17 protein-coding genes are annotated in these 17,228 nt (G+C 69.4%); 12 read left to right on the top strand and 5 right to left on the bottom strand.

The genetic code is table 11. The features are described from left to right. Positions 1 to 188 precede the first annotated feature (188 nt). Positions 189 to 1,784, top strand: coding sequence for an FAD-dependent oxidoreductase (locus tag ACH45E_RS40765; protein ID WP_361454289.1), 1,596 nt, complete (start codon positions 189 to 191; stop codon positions 1,782 to 1,784). 18 nt (positions 1,785 to 1,802) lie between these two features. Here the strand turns inward: ACH45E_RS40765 and ACH45E_RS40760 are convergent, their stop codons facing one another. The 4 genes from ACH45E_RS40760 to ACH45E_RS40745 all read right to left on the bottom strand — a co-directional run bounded on the left by ACH45E_RS40760 (position 1,803) and on the right by ACH45E_RS40745 (position 5,171). Beyond that, a complete protein-coding gene (locus ACH45E_RS40760) occupies positions 1,803 to 2,507 on the bottom strand; it encodes a phosphatase PAP2 family protein (protein ID WP_361454292.1) in 705 nt (234 codons plus the stop codon). Between the two features lie 232 nt (positions 2,508 to 2,739). Next, on the bottom strand, positions 2,740 to 3,741 hold the full coding sequence (locus ACH45E_RS40755) for a bifunctional lytic transglycosylase/C40 family peptidase (RefSeq protein ID WP_361454295.1): 1,002 nt from the start codon (positions 3,739 to 3,741) through the stop codon (positions 2,740 to 2,742). Positions 3,742 to 3,888: 147 nt separating this feature from the next. Further along, entirely contained in the window at positions 3,889 to 4,671 is a 783-nt protein-coding gene (locus ACH45E_RS40750; protein WP_361454298.1) for a trypsin-like peptidase domain-containing protein, read from the bottom strand. A gap of 68 nt (positions 4,672 to 4,739) precedes the next feature. Next, positions 4,740 to 5,171 (bottom strand): ATP-binding protein, encoded by a 432-nt coding sequence (locus ACH45E_RS40745; protein ID WP_361454301.1) that lies wholly within the window; start codon positions 5,169 to 5,171, stop codon positions 4,740 to 4,742. Positions 5,172 to 5,353: 182 nt separating this feature from the next. Between ACH45E_RS40745 and ACH45E_RS40740 the strand changes: the two genes are divergently transcribed. The 10 genes from ACH45E_RS40740 to ACH45E_RS40695 all read left to right on the top strand — a co-directional run bounded on the left by ACH45E_RS40740 (position 5,354) and on the right by ACH45E_RS40695 (position 15,889). After that, a complete protein-coding gene (locus ACH45E_RS40740) occupies positions 5,354 to 6,199 on the top strand; it encodes a helix-turn-helix transcriptional regulator (protein ID WP_361454304.1) in 846 nt (281 codons plus the stop codon). An 11-nt stretch (positions 6,200 to 6,210) separates the two neighbouring features. Continuing rightward, complete coding sequence (locus ACH45E_RS40735; protein ID WP_361454307.1) at positions 6,211 to 6,411, top strand: DUF397 domain-containing protein; 201 nt, start codon at positions 6,211 to 6,213, stop codon at positions 6,409 to 6,411. After that, positions 6,404 to 6,661, top strand: coding sequence for a DUF397 domain-containing protein (locus ACH45E_RS40730; RefSeq protein WP_361454310.1), 258 nt, complete (start codon positions 6,404 to 6,406; stop codon positions 6,659 to 6,661). The genes ACH45E_RS40735 and ACH45E_RS40730 overlap by 8 nt, the downstream gene beginning before the upstream one ends. Positions 6,662 to 6,914: 253 nt before the next feature. Further along, a complete protein-coding gene (locus tag ACH45E_RS40725) occupies positions 6,915 to 8,258 on the top strand; it encodes a S53 family peptidase (protein ID WP_361454313.1) in 1,344 nt (447 codons plus the stop codon). A 442-nt stretch (positions 8,259 to 8,700) separates the two neighbouring features. Beyond that, entirely contained in the window at positions 8,701 to 9,009 is a 309-nt protein-coding gene (locus ACH45E_RS40720) for a hypothetical protein (protein ID WP_355155411.1), read from the top strand. Positions 9,010 to 9,196: 187 nt separating this feature from the next. Next, complete coding sequence (locus ACH45E_RS40715; protein WP_361454316.1) at positions 9,197 to 10,018, top strand: hypothetical protein; 822 nt, start codon at positions 9,197 to 9,199, stop codon at positions 10,016 to 10,018. Then, positions 10,008 to 11,321: a hypothetical protein gene (locus tag ACH45E_RS40710; protein ID WP_361454319.1), complete on the top strand. Its 1,314-nt coding sequence runs from the start codon at positions 10,008 to 10,010 to the stop codon at positions 11,319 to 11,321. Before ACH45E_RS40715 ends, ACH45E_RS40710 begins: the two co-directional genes overlap by 11 nt. A 14-nt stretch (positions 11,322 to 11,335) precedes the next feature. Next, positions 11,336 to 12,877 carry an SCO6880 family protein gene (locus tag ACH45E_RS40705; protein WP_399042600.1) on the top strand — a complete coding sequence of 514 codons (1,542 nt, stop codon included), beginning with the start codon at positions 11,336 to 11,338 and terminating at the stop codon, positions 12,875 to 12,877. Positions 12,878 to 12,891: 14 nt separating this feature from the next. Then, positions 12,892 to 14,316: an ATP-binding protein gene (locus tag ACH45E_RS40700; protein WP_361454325.1), complete on the top strand. Its 1,425-nt coding sequence runs from the start codon at positions 12,892 to 12,894 to the stop codon at positions 14,314 to 14,316. Between the two features lie 10 nt (positions 14,317 to 14,326). Next, entirely contained in the window at positions 14,327 to 15,889 is a 1,563-nt protein-coding gene (locus tag ACH45E_RS40695; RefSeq protein ID WP_361454328.1) for a type IV secretory system conjugative DNA transfer family protein, read from the top strand. Positions 15,890 to 15,897: 8 nt separating this feature from the next. Here the strand turns inward: ACH45E_RS40695 and ACH45E_RS40690 are convergent, their stop codons facing one another. Continuing rightward, entirely contained in the window at positions 15,898 to 16,467 is a 570-nt protein-coding gene (locus ACH45E_RS40690) for a GNAT family N-acetyltransferase (protein WP_361454331.1), read from the bottom strand. 95 nt (positions 16,468 to 16,562) lie between these two features. On the opposite strand from ACH45E_RS40690, the gene ACH45E_RS40685 reads away from it, so the two are divergent. Further along, positions 16,563 to 17,111: a cysteine hydrolase family protein gene (locus ACH45E_RS40685; RefSeq protein ID WP_361454334.1), complete on the top strand. Its 549-nt coding sequence runs from the start codon at positions 16,563 to 16,565 to the stop codon at positions 17,109 to 17,111. Positions 17,112 to 17,228 lie beyond the last annotated feature (117 nt).

The raw sequence follows: 17,228 nt of genomic DNA, 5'->3' as shown, positions 1-17,228 counted from the left end.
GGCAGAACAGGTGAAGCCGCCGATGGCCGGAAGTGAACGGGGAGTGAACCCCTGCCGTCAGCCCGGTGAGGTCACGGAATGCTCACGGGGAGGGCACGCACAGGTTCCAACGGCCGGGTTACGCACCGTGGAACCTTTGGCCCCCAAAGCGCCGTCTCGTTCCACGGGAGCCGACGAAAGGCACGGGCATGGAACGGCGTACGTTTATCTCAGGCGGCGCGGCCGCGGTGGCCACGGTCGCGGTGGCCGGCTGCAAGGGGAGCGGCGGCCTGGCCGACGGGCCCGCGAAGCACGCGACGGGCACGTCGGACCCGTCGGCGCGGGCGTTGACGTCGACATCCTCCCGTACGCCGATGAAGACCACCAGCGCGGCCGTCGCCGCGAACTGGGCGGGCCTCGCCCGCGACCTCGACGGCACCCTGGTCCGCCCCGGCGACACGGCCTGGAAGACCGCCCACCAGCTGTACAACACCCGCTTCGACGGCCTGAAACCGGCCGCGGTCGCCTACGTCGCCCACGCCGACGACATCCGGACGACGCTGGCCTACGCCCACGCGCACGACATACGCGTGGCGATACGCAACGGCGGCCACTCCTACGCGGGCTGGTCCTCCGGCGACAGCCGCCTCATAGTCGACGTCTCCAAGCTCAACCGGATCCGGGTCAGCGGCCAGGAGGCCGTCGTCGGCGCCGGCTCCAAACTGATCGACGTCTACCGCGCGCTCGGCGCCAAGGGCGTGACCATCCCCGCCGGTTCCTGCCCCACGGTCGGCGTCTCCGGCCTGGTGCTCGGCGGCGGCCACGGCGTGGTCTCCCGCGCGTACGGCCTGACCTGCGACAGCCTCACCCAGGCCACCCTGATCACCGCGGACGGCAAGCAGCTCACCGCCAACGCCACCACCAACAAGGACCTCTTCTGGGCCCTGCGCGGCGCCGGCAACGGCAACTTCGGCGTCGTCACCGAACTCCACTTCAAGACCCACCCCGCCCCCCAGGCCGTCACCGGATACCTGACCTGGCCCTGGGCGAAGGCCGCCGCGGTGGTCAAGGCCTGGCAGGAGTGGGGCCCGAGCCAGCCCGACGAGATCTGGTCCTCCCTGCACCTGGCGAACACCCCCGGCCACACCCCGACGATCTCCGTGGCCGCCTTCTCCCTCGGCACCTACGGCGAGCTCAAGAACGCGGTGGACCGCCTCGCGGACAAGGTCGGCGCCAACGCGAGCAGCGTCTCGCTGCACCGCCGGGGCTACGAGGAGGCGATGGAGATCTACGCGGGCTGCTCCTCCTTCTCCACCGACGCCCAGTGCCACCTCCCCGGCTCGACCCCGGGCCGCTCCCCGCAGGGCGCCCTGGGCCGCGAAACGTACGCCGCCCGCTCCGACTTCTTCGACCGCTCCCTCTCGGCGGCCGGCATCCAGAAGCTGCTGGCCCAGCTGACGTCGGTGCGGGGCGGCGCGGGCAGCATCGCCCTCACCGCACTCGGCGGCGCCGTCAACCGCGTCTCCCCCACCGCCACGGCCTTCGTCCACCGCCGCTCCCGGATGCTGGCCCAGTACATCGCCTCCTGGGGCGCGGGCGCCTCCGGCACGACGGCCCAGTCCTGGCTCACCTCGGCCCACAACGCCATGCAGCCCTACGCCTCCGGCGCGGCCTACCAGAACTACACCGACCCGACCCTCACGAACTGGCGCAAGGCGTACTACGGCGACGCGGCGACACGCCTGGCCCAGGTGAAGAAGCAGTACGACCCGGAGAGGTTCTTCAGCTACCCGCAGGGAGTGTAGGCGGGGGGGGGCGGCCACCTACGCGGCGAGATCCCGCTCCTCCGAGGCCACGGACTTCCGCGCCTCGGGGACAAAGGCACCCTCGGCCTCCGATGACCGCCGCCGGACAACCCACCCCACCCGAGGCGACCGCTCCACCGCCTTCATCACCGGCGTGAGCAAAGCCATCGCCACCGGCGACAGCAGCAACGCCACCGCGGTCCCGAGCGCGAACCCCCCGACCACATCGGTCGGATAGTGCACGCCCATGTACACCCGGCAGAACCCCTCGAACAGCGCCAGCCCGATCCCGACGAGCCCGAACTTCCGGTTGGCGACGAACAGCCCGACCGCCATGGCCATGGTCAGCGTCGCGTGATCACTCACGAACGAGTAGTCGTTCTTCCCGGAGACGAGTACGTCCAGCCCCTGGTGATCGACGAACGGACGGGGCCGCTCCACGAACCCCCGGATGGGCACGTTCACCAGCACGGCGATCCCGGCGGCCAGCGGCGCCCACACGAGCCCGGCGACGGACGCGGCCGCCTCGTCCCCACTGGCGGAGCGCTTCCGCACGGACCACCAGCACCACAGCACCACCAGCACCATGGCGAGCAGCAGTCCGTACTCACCCACGAACTCCATCACCCGGTCGACCCACCGGGGCGCGTCCTTGGCCAGTCCGTTGATGTCGTACAGCAGGTCGACGTCGGGGTTAGATCCGGAATCGGCGAGTACAGCCATGGTGCTGCGGCCCCTTCGTCGTTCTCCGGGCGCACCTCTCGTGCGCCGCTCCTACCCACCCCCGTGGTTTCGTAGATCCGCTTCCGCTGCACTGACGCACTGTCGTCCGCTCGGCTACGTCAACAGGAACGCACGTCCCCCGCCCCAACGTTCCACTCTCCACCGAAAGATCACTCAGACGTTATCGAAGAGAGACTCATAGCCGCAGCTCAGGGGGCGGGTTCACGTACGGTCACACCTTGGTCGGGAGCGCTTTCGCGCCATCTTCGGTTACCCGGGTGGCTCCGAAGTAGTCGGGGGTGTCGACGGGGTCGAACCGGATGACGGCCCCCGGCTTGGGCGCGTCGATCATGTATCCGCCCCCGACGTAGATCCCCACGTGCCGGATGGCCCGAGAGTCAGTCAGATCATCCGAGAAGAACACCAGATCACCCGGCAGCAGCTCCGCCCGCTTCGGGTGCGGCCCCGCGTTGTACTGATCGTTGGCGACACGCGGAAGCGTGACCCCGACGCTGTCGTACGCCGCCTTGGTCAAACCGGAGCAGTCGAACCGTCCGCCCTGGTCAGCGGTGCCGTTCCCACCCCACAGGTACGGCGTCCCGAGCTTCTTCTGCGCATAGGCGATGGCGGCGGCGGCCTGCCGGCTGGGGTCGACCCGGGTGACGGGGGCGGCGAAGCTCTTCTCGAGCGTGCTGATCGTCTTCACGTAGTTCCGGGTCTCCGAGTACGGCGGCACGCCCCCGTACTGGATCACCGCGTACGCCCCCGCGTTGTAGGCGGCGAGCATGTTGTCGGAGACGTCGCCGGGGACGTCCTTCACGTACGAGGCGAGCTGACAGTCGTACGAAGCGGCCGACGGGATCGCGTCATTCGGGTCCCACACATCCCGGTCGCCGTCCCCATCGCCGTCGATACCGTGCGTGGCCCAGGTCCCCGGGATGAACTGCGCGATCCCCTCCGCCTTGGCCGGGCTCCTGGCGCTCGGGTTGAATCCGCTCTCCTGGTACAACTGGGCGCCGAGCAGAGCCGGGTTGAGGGCGGGACACAGATTGCCCCACTTCTGAACGAGCGTCTGGTACGCGGCCGGCACGGCTCCCTTGGCCAGCGAGACGGCCCCGCCGCCCACCCCGCCCGCGAGGTTCCCGGCGACGACGTACACCCCGACCACGAGCAGCGCGACGAAGCTCAGCCCGAGCCCGCTCACGGCCGCACCGGCCACCCATACTTTCCGCACGGCTCAACCCTCCCCCATCCACGCCCGCTTCAAGTCCGCTTTGGCCTCAGACCGACCGACTCGGCCAGCATTTCGGCCTATTCAGGCCACTGAGAGATCGTCAGAGTACGTGAAGGAACCGTGGGAAAGCCGGGGGCCCCGGCGGCCTCAGGGATCGCTCGCCGCGTCCCCGTAAAGCTCGGCCGCCTCCGCCCCCAGCACCACGCTGTACGAGATGTCGGGCGTCGTCCCGCCCTGCTCGTGGCCGCCCAGGATGCCCACGACCTCGTGGTCCCCGTTGACCCAGGGGCTGCCGCTGGTCCCGCCGGCGAAGTCGGGGCAGGAGATCCGCTGCTGGGTGTCGCTGTGCGCGCTCGGCTTGTTGGTGCAGATGAGCGGGGCCTCGTCGGAGTTGGGATAGCCGGTGACCGTGACGGCGGTGGCCCCGGTCGTCGTCCGGGTGGCGAAGCGGTTGGCGCCGACGACGTCCTCGATCCGCTTCCCCCGCGCCCCGCCCAGTCCTTCCACGACCGCGAACGCCACGTCGCTGTCCTCGTCCTGCCCCTTGGACCAGCCGTCCGGCAGGAACCGCCGCGTCACCTTCCACACTCCGTACGGCGCCTTGCCGTCGCGGTAGCCCGGCACGAACACCGAGTCGCCGCCGTCGTCACCGTCCACGCAGTGCGCGGCGGTGACGATGAGGTTGCCGTGAGCGCTGTGCACGACCGAGGCGGTGCAGAAGTGCCCGCCGGCGAGCTTGCCGACCCGGTCCGCGTCGAAGAGTGCCCCGACTCTCGCGCTCTCCCGGTTCGTGGCGGCCACGACGGTGACCCCGAAGGGGCCCGGGCCGTCATCGGCGGCCGCCACGGAGGCCGACGTCAGCGCCAGCAGCACCACGGCGCCGAGCAGGGCGGGACGTGAGGTGACCGAGATGCGTGAGGTGCGCTTCATCAGGCCCACCTTGTCCGACGAAGGTGAGGATTCATACCCGCCTTATCTGAGATTTGACTGTGACGCGCTTACCCCTGGCAGTCGGCCCACAAAAGCTTTCCGCCCCTCGAAGCCCCCAACTCCCGGAGTACGGAGGCCCCCCACGAGTCCGCACAGGCCCGGACGAGGTGCAGCCCGCGCCCGCCTTCGGCGTCGAGCGGCGGTGCGACGGCCGGACCGCCCTCGGCCTCGAAGCCCGGCGGGACCCGGGGGTCGCTGTCCCAGACCGCCACGCGTACCCCTCCCGGTTCTGTCGAGAGGAGACGGAGCGCGTAGGGCCCCCGGGTGTGCCGGTGGGCGTTGGTGAGGAGCTCTGCCGCGAGGAGCTCGGCGGTGGGGGTGAGCGCGGACAGGTCGTGGGCGGCCAGGACCGTCCGGAGAGTCGCGCGCGCGATACCCGGGGCGCGTGGATCGTGCGGGAGTTGGAGGGTGTAGGTCCAGGGCGGGGATACGGTGGCCATGGAAGTTTCCGATCACTGAGGGAAGTTGACTGGAAGCTCAGTGTCCTGCCGTCCCGTCGGACGGTGCGCTTCTGAGCGAGAGGCCCAGTTGTAAGGTAGCGATCGGATGGAAAGTTCTTAGACGGTTCTCGTAAAAGTGCTGATTTGCCACCCGTGTGGGTGACGAGGAAGGCGGGACACCCGTGAGAAACAACCCGACGGGCCGCCAACTCCGTTTGGGTACTGAGCTGCGCAAACTCCGCGAGCGCGCCGGCCTGACCTCGACTCGGGCGAGTCGACTCCTCGGCGTGCAGCAGAACCAGATCAGCAATGTCGAGGCCGGACGCGCTGGTGTCAGCCCCGAGCGAGTGCGCACTCTGGCCTGCCACTACGACTGCGGCGACAAGGCTCTGATCGAGGCTCTCAGCGATATGGCGATCGAGCGGACGCGCGGGTGGTGGGAGGAGTACCGGGGGCTTCTGCCGGCCGTACTCCTCGACCTCGCCGAGGTCGAGCATCACGCCACCGGGTTGCGCACAGCGGTGGCGATCCACATTCCGGGCCTGTTCCAGACGACGGACTACGCCCGCGAGATCTTCCGCCAGGACGTGCCGGAGATGTCACCGCCGGACATCGAGCACCGGATCTCGTTCCGTATCAAACGCCAGGCGGTGCTCTATCGCGACCGACCGACTCCCCATCACGCGATCATTCATGAGGCCGCCCTGCGTATGCAGTTCGGCGGGCCATCGGTGACGCGAGCGCAGCTTCAGCACCTACTGGACACGAGCGGACGGGACCATGTCACCGTCCTCGTGATTCCGTTCGATGCCGGCACCTTCCCGGGCTCGGGACAGTCCATTTATTACTCCATGGGGCCCGTTCCCCAGCTCGACACCGTCAACCTCGACCAATCCCACGGCCCGGTGTTCCTCGACTCCGAAGCCCAGCTCGACAAGTACCGGGTCCTCCTCGACCGCATGGAGGCCAGCGCACTTTCACCCGAGAAGTCGCGGGACTTCATCCGCAAAGTGATCCAGGACCTGTGAGGGAACCGAAGATGCCTGAACTCATGTGGCAGAAGTCGTCCTACTGCGCCCAGGGCAACTCCTGCATCCACATAGCCACCACCCCCACCCCCCACCCCGACGCGATCCACCTCACCGAATCGGCCGCCCCCACCCCCGCGATCCTCACCACCACCCCGACCGCCTTCGGCGCCTTGCTCGCCGCCCTCAAGAAGGAGTCACACCATGCCTGACCTCCCCCCGGATCTCACCTGGGAACGCGCCGCCCCGCCGGAGGCGACCGGGCCCGGGCCCTGGATCGAGATCGCCTTCGGCGAGGGGGACGACGGAGAGGCACCCGTCTACATCCGGGAGACGAGCGACCCGGAGAACGTGGTCACCACGAACCGGCGCAAGTGGGACGCCTTCGTGCTCGGCGTGCAAGCGGGCGAGTTCGACCACTTCGTGGAGGGAGTGGAGAACGGGCCGTCGCAACCGGCGTAGACAGCCCCCGGAACCAGGCTGTGACCGGGCTGTGCGCGGGGTCAAGCCGCCCCCACCCCGGTGCCATCCGCCCGCAAATGATCCGTAAGCCCGGCCTCCGTTTCAGTAACGCGGGAGTCAGGATTCCGCCACCCGTCTTGTTGTCGCGTACTCAACAAGACATCGTCGTCGCGGGCCGCCGCCCCCACCGGTGAGCACACCGGTGGCCCCCCACCCGCAGGCCTCTGTCCCCCCCTTCCCAGGAGGCTGTACGTTGCGTACGACCACCCCCGACTCCCCCCACATACCCGGCAGATGGCGCCGAGCCGGTGCTGCCGGCGCCGCCACCGCGGCACTTCTGTTCGCCGGTCTCGGCACCGCGGCCCAGGCGAACGCCGCCACCACCACGGACGCATCTTCAAAGGCCGTCTCCTCAAAGGTGACGTGGGCCGCCACCCCCTGCGCCACGCCCAAGCACAAGGGCGAGCTGGCCTGCGACTCCTTCCGGGTGACCGGCGGAACCACCGCCTTCCAGAAAGCGCAGGCCAAGGAGTCCGGCAAGGCCGCCAGGGTCACGCCGAAGGCCGCCGCCGCCAGCCCCACCGGATTCGGCCCCAGCGACCTCCAGGACGCCTACGGCCTGACCGACGCCGCCGCCTCGAACGGCTCCGGCGAGACCATCGCGATCGTCGACGCCTACGACGACCCGAACGCCGAGGCCGACCTCGCGAAGTACCGCTCGTACTACGGCCTGAGCGCCTGCACCACGTCCAACGGCTGCTTCAAGAAGGTCAGCCAGACCGGCTCCACGGCCTCCCTCCCCACCGCCGACAGCGGCTGGGCCGAGGAGGAATCGCTCGACCTGGACATGGCCTCCGCCGTCTGCCCGCAGTGCGACATCACGCTCGTCGAGGCCAAGTCCGCCACCACCGCCAACCTCGGCACCGCGGTGAACGAGGCGGTCGCCCTCGGCGCGAAGTACGTCTCCAACAGCTACGGCGGCTCGGAGTCCTCCTCCGACTCGACCTACGACACCAAGTACTACAAGCACCCCGGTGTCGCGATCACGGTCTCCGCCGGTGACGAGGGCTACGGCGCGGAGTACCCGGCCGCCTCCCAGTACGTCACCGCCGTCGGCGGCACCGCCCTGTCGACCTCCTCCAACTCCCGCGGCTGGACCGAGAGCGTCTGGAACACCAGCAGCACCGAGGGCACCGGATCGGGCTGCTCCTCCTACGACACCAAGCCCAGCTGGCAGACCGACACCGGCTGCGCCAAGCGCACCATCGCCGACATCTCGGCCGTCGCCGACCCGGCGACCGGCGTCTCGGTCTACGACTCCTACGGGGTCACCGCCGGCTGGTACACCTTCGGCGGCACCAGCGCCTCCGCCCCGATCATCGCGGGCGTCTACGCCCTCGCGGGCACCCCGGGCAGCGGCGACTACCCCGCCGAGTACCCGTACGAGTCGGCCGGCACCTCGGCCCTCAACGACGTGACCAGCGGCAGCAACGGCAGCTGCTCCTCCAGTGCGACCTACCTGTGCACCGCCGGGTCCGGCTACGACGGCCCGACCGGCTGGGGCACCCCGCAGGGCACGGACGCCTTCACCGGGTGAGCACCAGGGATTGACCTCCCCGTCGGGTCACGGGGAGCCGCCACGGTGAGGGGGACGTGGGGTCCCCTCGGCGGCACGCAAAGAGGACGGGTCACGGCAGCCGGCCGTGACCCGTTTCTCTTACCGAAGGGGTCTCGGCAATCGCCGGGGCCCCTTCGTCGTGAGACCATCGTGACGGCACCTCATCCGACCAGCCGTCAGAAAGCGCACGGGGTCATAGAGGAGCACAACGACGGAACCACACGACAGGTTCCGCTCAGGCCTCATTGCCCGGCGTGACCTGCCGTGATACACAGAGTGACCGTACGGTCCACTCGTGCGAAACCCGCCATTCAATGACGCCAAGTCGACATACGGCGGCGCCATCGTCGGCGACAATGAGGCCTGACCTCTGCACACCGCAGGGGGACTGCGGAAATACCCACCAGGGGCGGTGACTTACGTGTTCTTTGCGGCCGACAAGGGAGACATCAACACCATCATCGGCGGAATCGCTCCGGACTGGGGGCCCTTCGGCAGCCTCGGCAACGAAGCGAAGGTGATGATCGAGGTGGTGATGGCCGTCGCCATCCTGCTCTGCCTCGGCATCGCCGTCTGGGGTGCGGCCAAACAGCGCATCGGCGCGACGGCCCTCCGGGACACCTTCAGCGCCGAACAGGGCAAAGGCCTCATCATCGCCGGTCTGACGGGAGTCTTCATCATCGGCTCCCTGGGCACGCTGTTCACCATCGTGTACGGCATGGCCGTGTAGCGGTCCCCCCACTCCTCCAGTCCTCCGGGCACGCCCGGCCCCCACCACCCCACCCGCCCGTCGTGCCCACCGGCTGAGGTTGCGTTTCCCTGATGTCGAGTCACCACACCGCGCCCGCGCGGGAGCCAGCACGGCTACCGTCGTACATCTACGCGTTCCGGTACGAGGTCGAGGGGGCGTACGCGGCATGAGTCTCGGAGACGAGCAGGATTACGGCGGCGCGGGCGAGACCAGAACCCGGCTGCCCGAACGGGGCGGCGACCCCTACGGTGGGGCCCGCCGAGGCGGTCGGTCATCCTCCCGGAGCCTGGTCACGGTGGTCGGCGTCGTCGTCCTCCTCATCGCGGCGATCGCCTTCGCGAACCGGGGCGATGACAGTGCCTCCGGCGACGACAACGGTTCCGGGAACAAGCCGAAGACGGCGGCGACGGCGGCGAGCGGCACGAAGCCGGTCACTTCGAAGGCCGGGGGGATTCCTACGGGGTTCTCGCGGGATCAGCAGGGGGCGGAGAGTGCGGCGGCCAACTATTCCGTTGCACTGGGCTCGGCCGAGATGTTCAGCAAGACGCAGCGCGACGCCATCCTGCAGACCATCATCACGCCATCCCGTGTCACCAGCTTCGAGACGTCCCTCGACCAGGCGTACACGCCCGCGTTCAGCAGGAGTGTCGGCCTGAACGACGACGGCACCGCCCCGAAGGGCTACACGTTCGTCTCCCGCACAAGCCCGATCGGCACCAAGGTCACCGAGTTCACCACCAGCAACGCTACCGTCGAGGTCTGGTGCAGCGGGCTGCTCGGGCTCGCGGGCGACAACTCCACCAACCCGGTCACCAACAGTTGGTTCACCATCACCATGAAGCTGGAATGGTCCGGTGGTGACTGGAAGATCGTGACGCACTCCCAGAAGGAAGGCCCGGCGCCCGTCCCCGGTGACGACAAGGCCTCCAGCGCTGATGACATGGCGAAGGCAGTCGAGGAGTACGGAGGCTTCACCTATGCCCGCTAGCCGCGTACTCAAGCTGACCGCCGCCATTACGGCCGTGCAGACGGCGGCAGTCCTCATGGCCGGCCGTGCCTTCGCGGCACCCAGTCCGTCGCCGTCCAAGAGCAATGACCCGTGCGACCTGATCCACGGGCCGGCCAAGGACTACTGCGAAAAAGGCAGCAGCGGCTCCGGCGGCAAATCCGGCCTAACCAGCAACGACCCCCTCTCCGACACCCTCGACCCCCTCGCCTCCCTCGCCAAGGGCTGCGCCGACGCCGCGTCGTGGACCATCGGCAAGCTCAGTGACGCGGTGAAGGAGACGGCGAACGTCGACTTCACGAACGAGAAGTTCCTGAAGCAGTACGCGGTCGTCTTCGCGGCGTCGACGATCCTCACGCTGCTGCTGTGGCTGCTGGCCGTGGCCAAGCGAGCCGTACGCGGCGTGCCCATGACCACCGCCCTGTCGGAAGCCGTCGGGTTCCTCTGGCTGACGGTGCTGGCCTCCGCGTTCACACCGCTGATCCTGTACACGGTGGTATCCGCCACCGACGGAGTCACGGACGTACTGGCCAAGGCGACCGGAGACCAGACCGACACGTTCTTCGGCACGTTCTCCGGCGCGTTGAACAAGGGCAACGACATCGGCGGCGGCCCGATCATGCTGATCGTGGTGTCGCTGGTCAGCATTCTCGCCGCCGGCGTCCTCTGGCTGGAGCTGGTGATCCGCGCCGCCCTGCTCTACGTCGGCGCCCTCCTCGGCACCGTCGTCTACGCGGGCCTGGTGGACAAGAACCTGTGGGGACACGTCCGCCGCTGGGCCGGGATCATGATCGCCGTCATCCTGGTCAAACCCGTCATCGTGATAGTGCTGGGCCTGGCCGGGGCGCTGTCCGGCGACAACGGCCCGGACTCCTTCTCCGCCGTCGTGTCCGGCCTCGCCATCATCCTGCTCGCCATCTTCGCGAGCGCGATGATCTACCGCTTCGTCCCCGGCTTCGGCGACGAGATCGCGAGCGGCCGCAACAACCGCATCATGCAGGGCGCCGAGGGCAAGGCCGCCGCGGTCATCAGCTCCCCGGCGACCCTGGTCGCGCAGGGCATCAAGACGCACAGCACCCGCGCCGACAACACCGGAGGCGGCGGCCAGTCGTCCGGCGCCCCCCGCCCGGCCAACCCGGCCTCCGGCGGAGTCGCCGCGCACAGCAGCCGCACCCCGAGCGGGGGCGGCGGCGCCGCGCCCGCGCCGCGCGCTCCCAGCCCGGCCAACACCCCGCACGCCAGCAACACCCGCAACAGCAACCGCTCGGGAGGTGAAGGGCGTTGACGACCGAGTCCCACATGTCCCATCCGATCACGCCCCGCCGTACGTATCTGATCGGCCGCGCCCGGCCGAACGGGATCATCGGCCGGAACCGCGAGTCCGGCGAGATCGCGCTGATCATCGCGGGCGCGTTCCTCGGCATGATGTGCGGCCTCCTCGTCCCGGTCCTGTCCCTGCGGATCGTGCTGCTGACGGGCTTCCCGATGCTGGCGCTGGCGGCGGTGTACGTGCCGTACAAGCGCCGCACCTTCTACAAGTGGTTCGAGATCAACCGCAGCTTCAAGCGCACCGTCAAGCGGAGTGCCGTCTACCGCTCCGACGTCATGGAGGCCGGTACCCGCATGGACGGCCGTGAGGTCGAGATCGGGCCGCCGCCCGGCATCGGCCGCATCACCTGGCTGGCCGCGCCCTTCGGGCCGGACGAGATCGCCGTACTGCTGCACGCCGACCGCAAGACCGTCACCGCGGCCATCGAGATCGAGGGCCCGGGTGTCGGCCTGCGCGACTCCGAGGACCAGGAGGCCCTGGTCGACCGGTTCGGCACACTGCTGAAGCACGTGGCGAACGGCGACGGCTTCGTCACCCGCCTGCAGATGCTCGCCCGCACCCTGCCCGCCGACCCCGACGCCCACGCCAAGGACGTCGCCCAGCGCGGGGACGACCGTTCGCCGGGATGGCTCAAGCAGTCGTACGACCAGCTGCAGTCCATGGTGTCCACCAGCAGCGAGCAGCACCGCGCCTACCTCGTCGCCTGCATGCACTACACACGCGAGCTGGCCTCCGAGGCACAGGCCATGGCCCGGGCGGCCCGGCCGCAGGGCGGGCGGAAGCTGGACCGGGACGCGGGGCTCGCCGTCGTCATGGCGCGTGAGCTCACCGACATCTGCTCGCGGCTCCAGGAGGCCGACATCCGGGTGCGCCAGCCCTTGGGGCAGGGACGTCTCGCCTCCCTCGTCCACTCCATGTACGACCCGGACCACCCGATCGACCACATCCAGGCGATGACCAGGCGCAACGCCTGGCCGGCCGAACTGGACGCCATGGAGCCCACCTACCTCCAGGCCAAGACCCGGGAGTCCGCCACCCGCGCGCCCTGGTGCCATGCCACGGCCTGGGTCAAGGAATGGCCGATGACGCCCGTCGGCGTGAACTTCCTCGCGCCGCTCCTCGTCCACACCCCGGACGTGATTCGCACGGTCGCCGTGACGATGGACCTCGAACCCACCGAGATCGCCATCGAGCGCATGCTGACGGAGAAGACCAACGACGAGGCCGAGGCTTCCCGCGCCGCCAAGATGAACCGGACCGTCGACCCGCGCGACGTGGCCGCCCACAGCCGCCTCGACCAGCGCGGTGAGGACCTCGCCAGCGGCGCCGCCGGAGTGAATCTGGTCGGCTACATCACCGTCTCCTCGCGCACCCCCGAGGCGCTGGCCCGCGACAAGCGCACGATAAGGGCGTCGGCCGGAAAGTCGTACCTGAAGCTCGAATGGTGCGACCGCGAGCACCACCGCGCGTTCGTGAACACGCTCCCGTTCGCCACCGGAATCCGAAGGTAGGAGTTGATGCGCTGATGCGGGACCCGCTGTCCGCCATCACGGAAGCCTTCACGTCCTTCCTGTTCGGGAGGATCGAGTCGACCCGGATGCCGGTGCGCACCTCCACGGGCCAGGCCCAGGCCGTCTACCTGCCGACCGCCGCCCCCGGCCTCGGCGACTCCGGCGTCATCATCGGCCGCGAGGTGTACTCCGGGAAGGGCTACATCTACGACCCGTTCCAGCTGTACGGCCAGCAGCTCCCCGCCCCGCACTGGCTGGTCCTCGGCGAGTCCGGCAACGGCAAGTCGGCGCTGGAGAAGACGTACGTCCTGCGCCAGCTGCGCTTCCGCGACCGCCAGGTCGTCGTCCTGGACGCACAGGGCGAGGACGGCGTCGGCGAGTGGAACCTCGTCGCGGAGGAGCTGGGGATAACCCCGATCCGGCTGGACCCGACGGCGGCCCTGGACCACGGCATCCGCCTGAACCCACTGGACCCCGCGATCACGACCACGGGTCAGCTGGCGCTGCTGCGGACCATCATCGAGGTCGCGATGGGGCACGGCCTCGACGAGCGTTCCGGCTTCGCCCTGAAGGTGGCGCACGCCTACGTCAACGAGACGATCGTCGACCGCCAGCCCGTGCTCACCGACATCGTCGAGCAGCTACGGCACCCGGAACCGGAGTCCGCCGAGGCGATGAACGTCGCCATAGACGACGTACGGGCCTGGGGCCTGGACGTGGCTCTGGTCCTGGACCGGCTCGTCGACGGTGACCTGCGCGGCATGTTCGACGGCCCGACCACGGTCGGCATCGACCTGGACGCCCCGCTGATCGTCTTCGACCTCTCCCACATCGACCGCAACTCCATCGCCATGCCCATCCTGATGGCGATCGTCGGCGTGTGGCTGGAGCACACCTGGATCCGCCCCGACCGGAAGAAGCGCATCTTCCTGGTCGAGGAGGCCTGGCACATCATCAACAGCCCCTTCGTGGCCCAGCTGTTCCAGCGGCTGCTGAAGTTCGGCCGGCGGCTCGGCCTGTCCTTCGTCGCGGTCGTCCACCATCTGTCCGACGTGGTGGACGGAGCGGCGGCGAAGGAGGCCGCGGCGATCCTGAAGATGGCGTCGACACGGACGATCTACGCCCAGAAGGCCGACGAGGCGCGGGCCACGGGCCGGGTGCTGGGGCTGCCCAGATGGGCGGTGGAGATCATCCCCACCCTCACCCCCGGCATCGCCGTCTGGGACGTCAACGGCAACGTCCAGGTGGTCAAGCACCTGGTGACGGAGACGGAACGCCCGCTGGTCTTCACCGACCGCGCGATGACCGAGTCGTCCTTCGACCTGGCCGCCGACGACGCCCTGCGTGCCGCCGAACTGGAGGCGGAACAGCGGGCGGCGGCCTTCGTGGAACAGCACATCGGCGACCTGGACGGGTCGTCGGAGTCTACGGTGGCGTAGGGGAGGCGGCGTGAGACCCGACGGCCGCGACCACGGGCGATACGACGGCGGGCGATACGACGACGGGCGCGGTCGGCGGGACGGCCAGGGCGGCATCCCGGACGGCCTGCTGATCGGCCTCCTCGCCTTCCTGCTCGGCATGACCCTGCTGGTGTGGTCGGCCACGGGCCTCGCGGGCTGGTTCGCGGGCGGCGCCTGGCCGTCCGGCGTCACCTTCACCGGCACCCCCGTGGCCATGCGCCACCTGATCGGCCATCCGCACGACATCACGGGCGCCTGGCCGGACACCCCGGCGGCACAGCTGTCGGGGTACGGGCTGTTCTGGGGGCTGTTCATAGGGCAGCTGATGGTGCTGTTCGTACTGACCGTGTTCGTGATCGGGACGGTCGCGCGGTGGCGGGCGGGGCGGGCCCGGCGGCGATACGAGATGGAGGCCGGGGCGGGTGCCGGGACAGGTGCCGGGACGGAGGCTGCGGCGGCGACGGGCGCGGCTTCCCCGGCGCCGGCAGATGTGCCGGCACCGGCACCTGTTCGGGCGCCCGAGCCGCTGCCCGAGGTGCCTGCGCCTCGTAGTGAGCCGGAGCCTGTGGAAACGGCCGTCCCCCTCGCAGGCGATGGAGGAGTGGGCGGCTGGGAGACGAACCGCGCCGAAGGCGCGGTGCTGTACGGCACGCCGGCAACCCGCCAGGCCACGGCGGCCCAGGCCATCCGCGACGCGGCGGGCCCCCTGATCGTGGTCACGTCCAACGCCGGCCTCTGGCAGGAGACCAAGGACGCGAGAGCCAAACTGGGCCCGGTCCTCCTCTACGACCCCACCCACCTCTGCGACACCCCCGCCCGACTGCACTGGTCCCCCGCCGCGGGCTGCCATGACAAGCAGACGGCGGTCCAGCGGGCAGCCGCCCTGCTCGCCCCGGTGAAGCCGACCGCCCGTCTGGACCAGGCCGTCAGCGACACCGCCGAGATCCTCCTGCGCAGCTACCTCCACGCCGCCGCCCTCGACAGCCGCAGCATCCGCCACGTCCATCGCTGGGCCCAGGGCACGCAGATCCAGGACGCGGTCCGCGCTCTGCGCACCCACCCCAAGGCGGCCCCCGGCGCCGCGGGCGAACTGGAGGCCGCGCTCACCTCGCATCCCGAACGCCGGGACATGGCCCACGAACTGACGAGCCGTGCCCTGTCCGCGCTCTCCACGGTCAACATCCGCGAAGCATGCACTCCAAACCGAACTGATGCCCTCGCCTTGGATTCCTTCGTCGACGAAGGGGGCACGCTTTATGTGGTCGGTGAATCCATCGAGGACCCCAGGACCAACCCCGGCGCGATGCCGCTCCTGACGGCCCTCGTCTCCAGCGTGGTCGAGCGCGGCCGGCACATGGCCGAACGGTCATCCTCCGGTCGGCTCGACCCACCACTGACCCTGGTCCTGGACGACATCGCGGCCGTGGCCCCGCTCCCGCGGCTCCCGGACCTGCTGTCCACGGGAGCGGACCACGGTCTGCCGGCCCTGGCCCTCCTCCGCTCCCGCGAACAGGCCCGCAGCCGCTGGCCGCACGACGAGTTGCCCGTGTAGCCCGTCAGTCAGCTTCCATCCCGCTCAAGGACGTACTCCAACTCGGTCTCCCCGGGCGTCTGCTCCAACGGCACGACGACCCCACTGGGTACGAATCCGGCCTTGCCGTAGAACCTCTTGGCACGCCCGTTGTCCTCGTGAACTATCAGCCGCACGCGCTCGGCCCCCATCTCCCAGGCCCACTCCACGCCGGCGTTGAAGAGTACTTCCGTCAGGCCGATCCCTCGGCACTCGGGCCGCACGAACACTCCGACGACATGCGCCTGCCTCCGCTCCACGGGAAGACCGGCCCAGTCCTTCGTTCCTGCCTCCTCAACCAGCACGGTCAACGTCCCGGCCCATTCCCCGTCCCGCCCCTCGGCGATGATCTGCTGCGCCGCGGTGGCGCCCTCCGCGGCTCCCTCAGCCCGCCCCTTCCAGAAGGAATCGGGCTTCGCCATGGCTTGGTCGTACGTCTCCAAGAAGGCGAGATGCGCGACCGGATCCTGGAGCGCGAGCAACCGCAGCGCCTTGGCGGCGGGCCACTCGTCGGCGCGAATCGCCCGGATCACGTAGTCACCGCTGGTCATGGTGGTCATGCAAGCCACCGTAGTACCGATGTCAGTGGCAGGTCCTACTGTTTTGCCGTGCATGCTCCGTGCCGACAGGCACACGCGAACCAGGGAGAAGCCCTATGACGACTCTGCTCGGTCGGCCCCACACAGCACTCCTCATCATCGACGTACAGAACGGCGTGATGGCAGGCTCGCCCGGCCGTGACGCCGTCATAGCCAACATCAACACCCTGCTGGACAAGGCACGTGCGGAGGACGTGCCGGTGATCTGGGTGCAGCACAACGACGAACACCTCGAACGCGGTAGCGACAGCTGGGAGTACGTGGCGGGGCTGACCCGCTACGACACCGAGCCCCTCGTCCACAAGTCCTGGCCGGACTCCTTCGAGGACACCGAACTCGAGGCCGCCCTGGCCGAGCGCAAGGTAGGCCGGCTCGTCGTCACCGGTGCCCAGACCGACGTCTGTATCCGCTCGACGCTGCACGGCGCCCTCGTCCGTGGGTACGACGCCACGCTGGTCGCCGACGCCCACACCACGGAGGACAACACCGAGTACGGCGCTCCCGCACCGGAGCAGGTGATCGCCCACACCAACCTCTACTGGAAGTGGCACAGCGCGCCCGGCCGCGAGGGCGGGACCGTCGAAACGGCGGATGTGGCCTTCTAGAAATTCAGGAAAGCAGTGCCGAAAACGCAGAAAGCCCCCGCACCGAAGTGCGGGGGCTTTCTCAATATTTGTTCGGCGGTGTCCTACTCTCCCACAGGGTCCCCCCTGCAGTACCAT

Origin of the sequence: Streptomyces sp. NPDC020299 (genome assembly GCF_044387825.1) — a bacterium.
Classification (GTDB): Bacteria; Actinomycetota; Actinomycetes; order Streptomycetales; family Streptomycetaceae; genus Streptomyces.
Note: the sequence above shows the minus strand (reverse complement) of the source record. Positions and strands in the feature narration are given on the sequence as shown.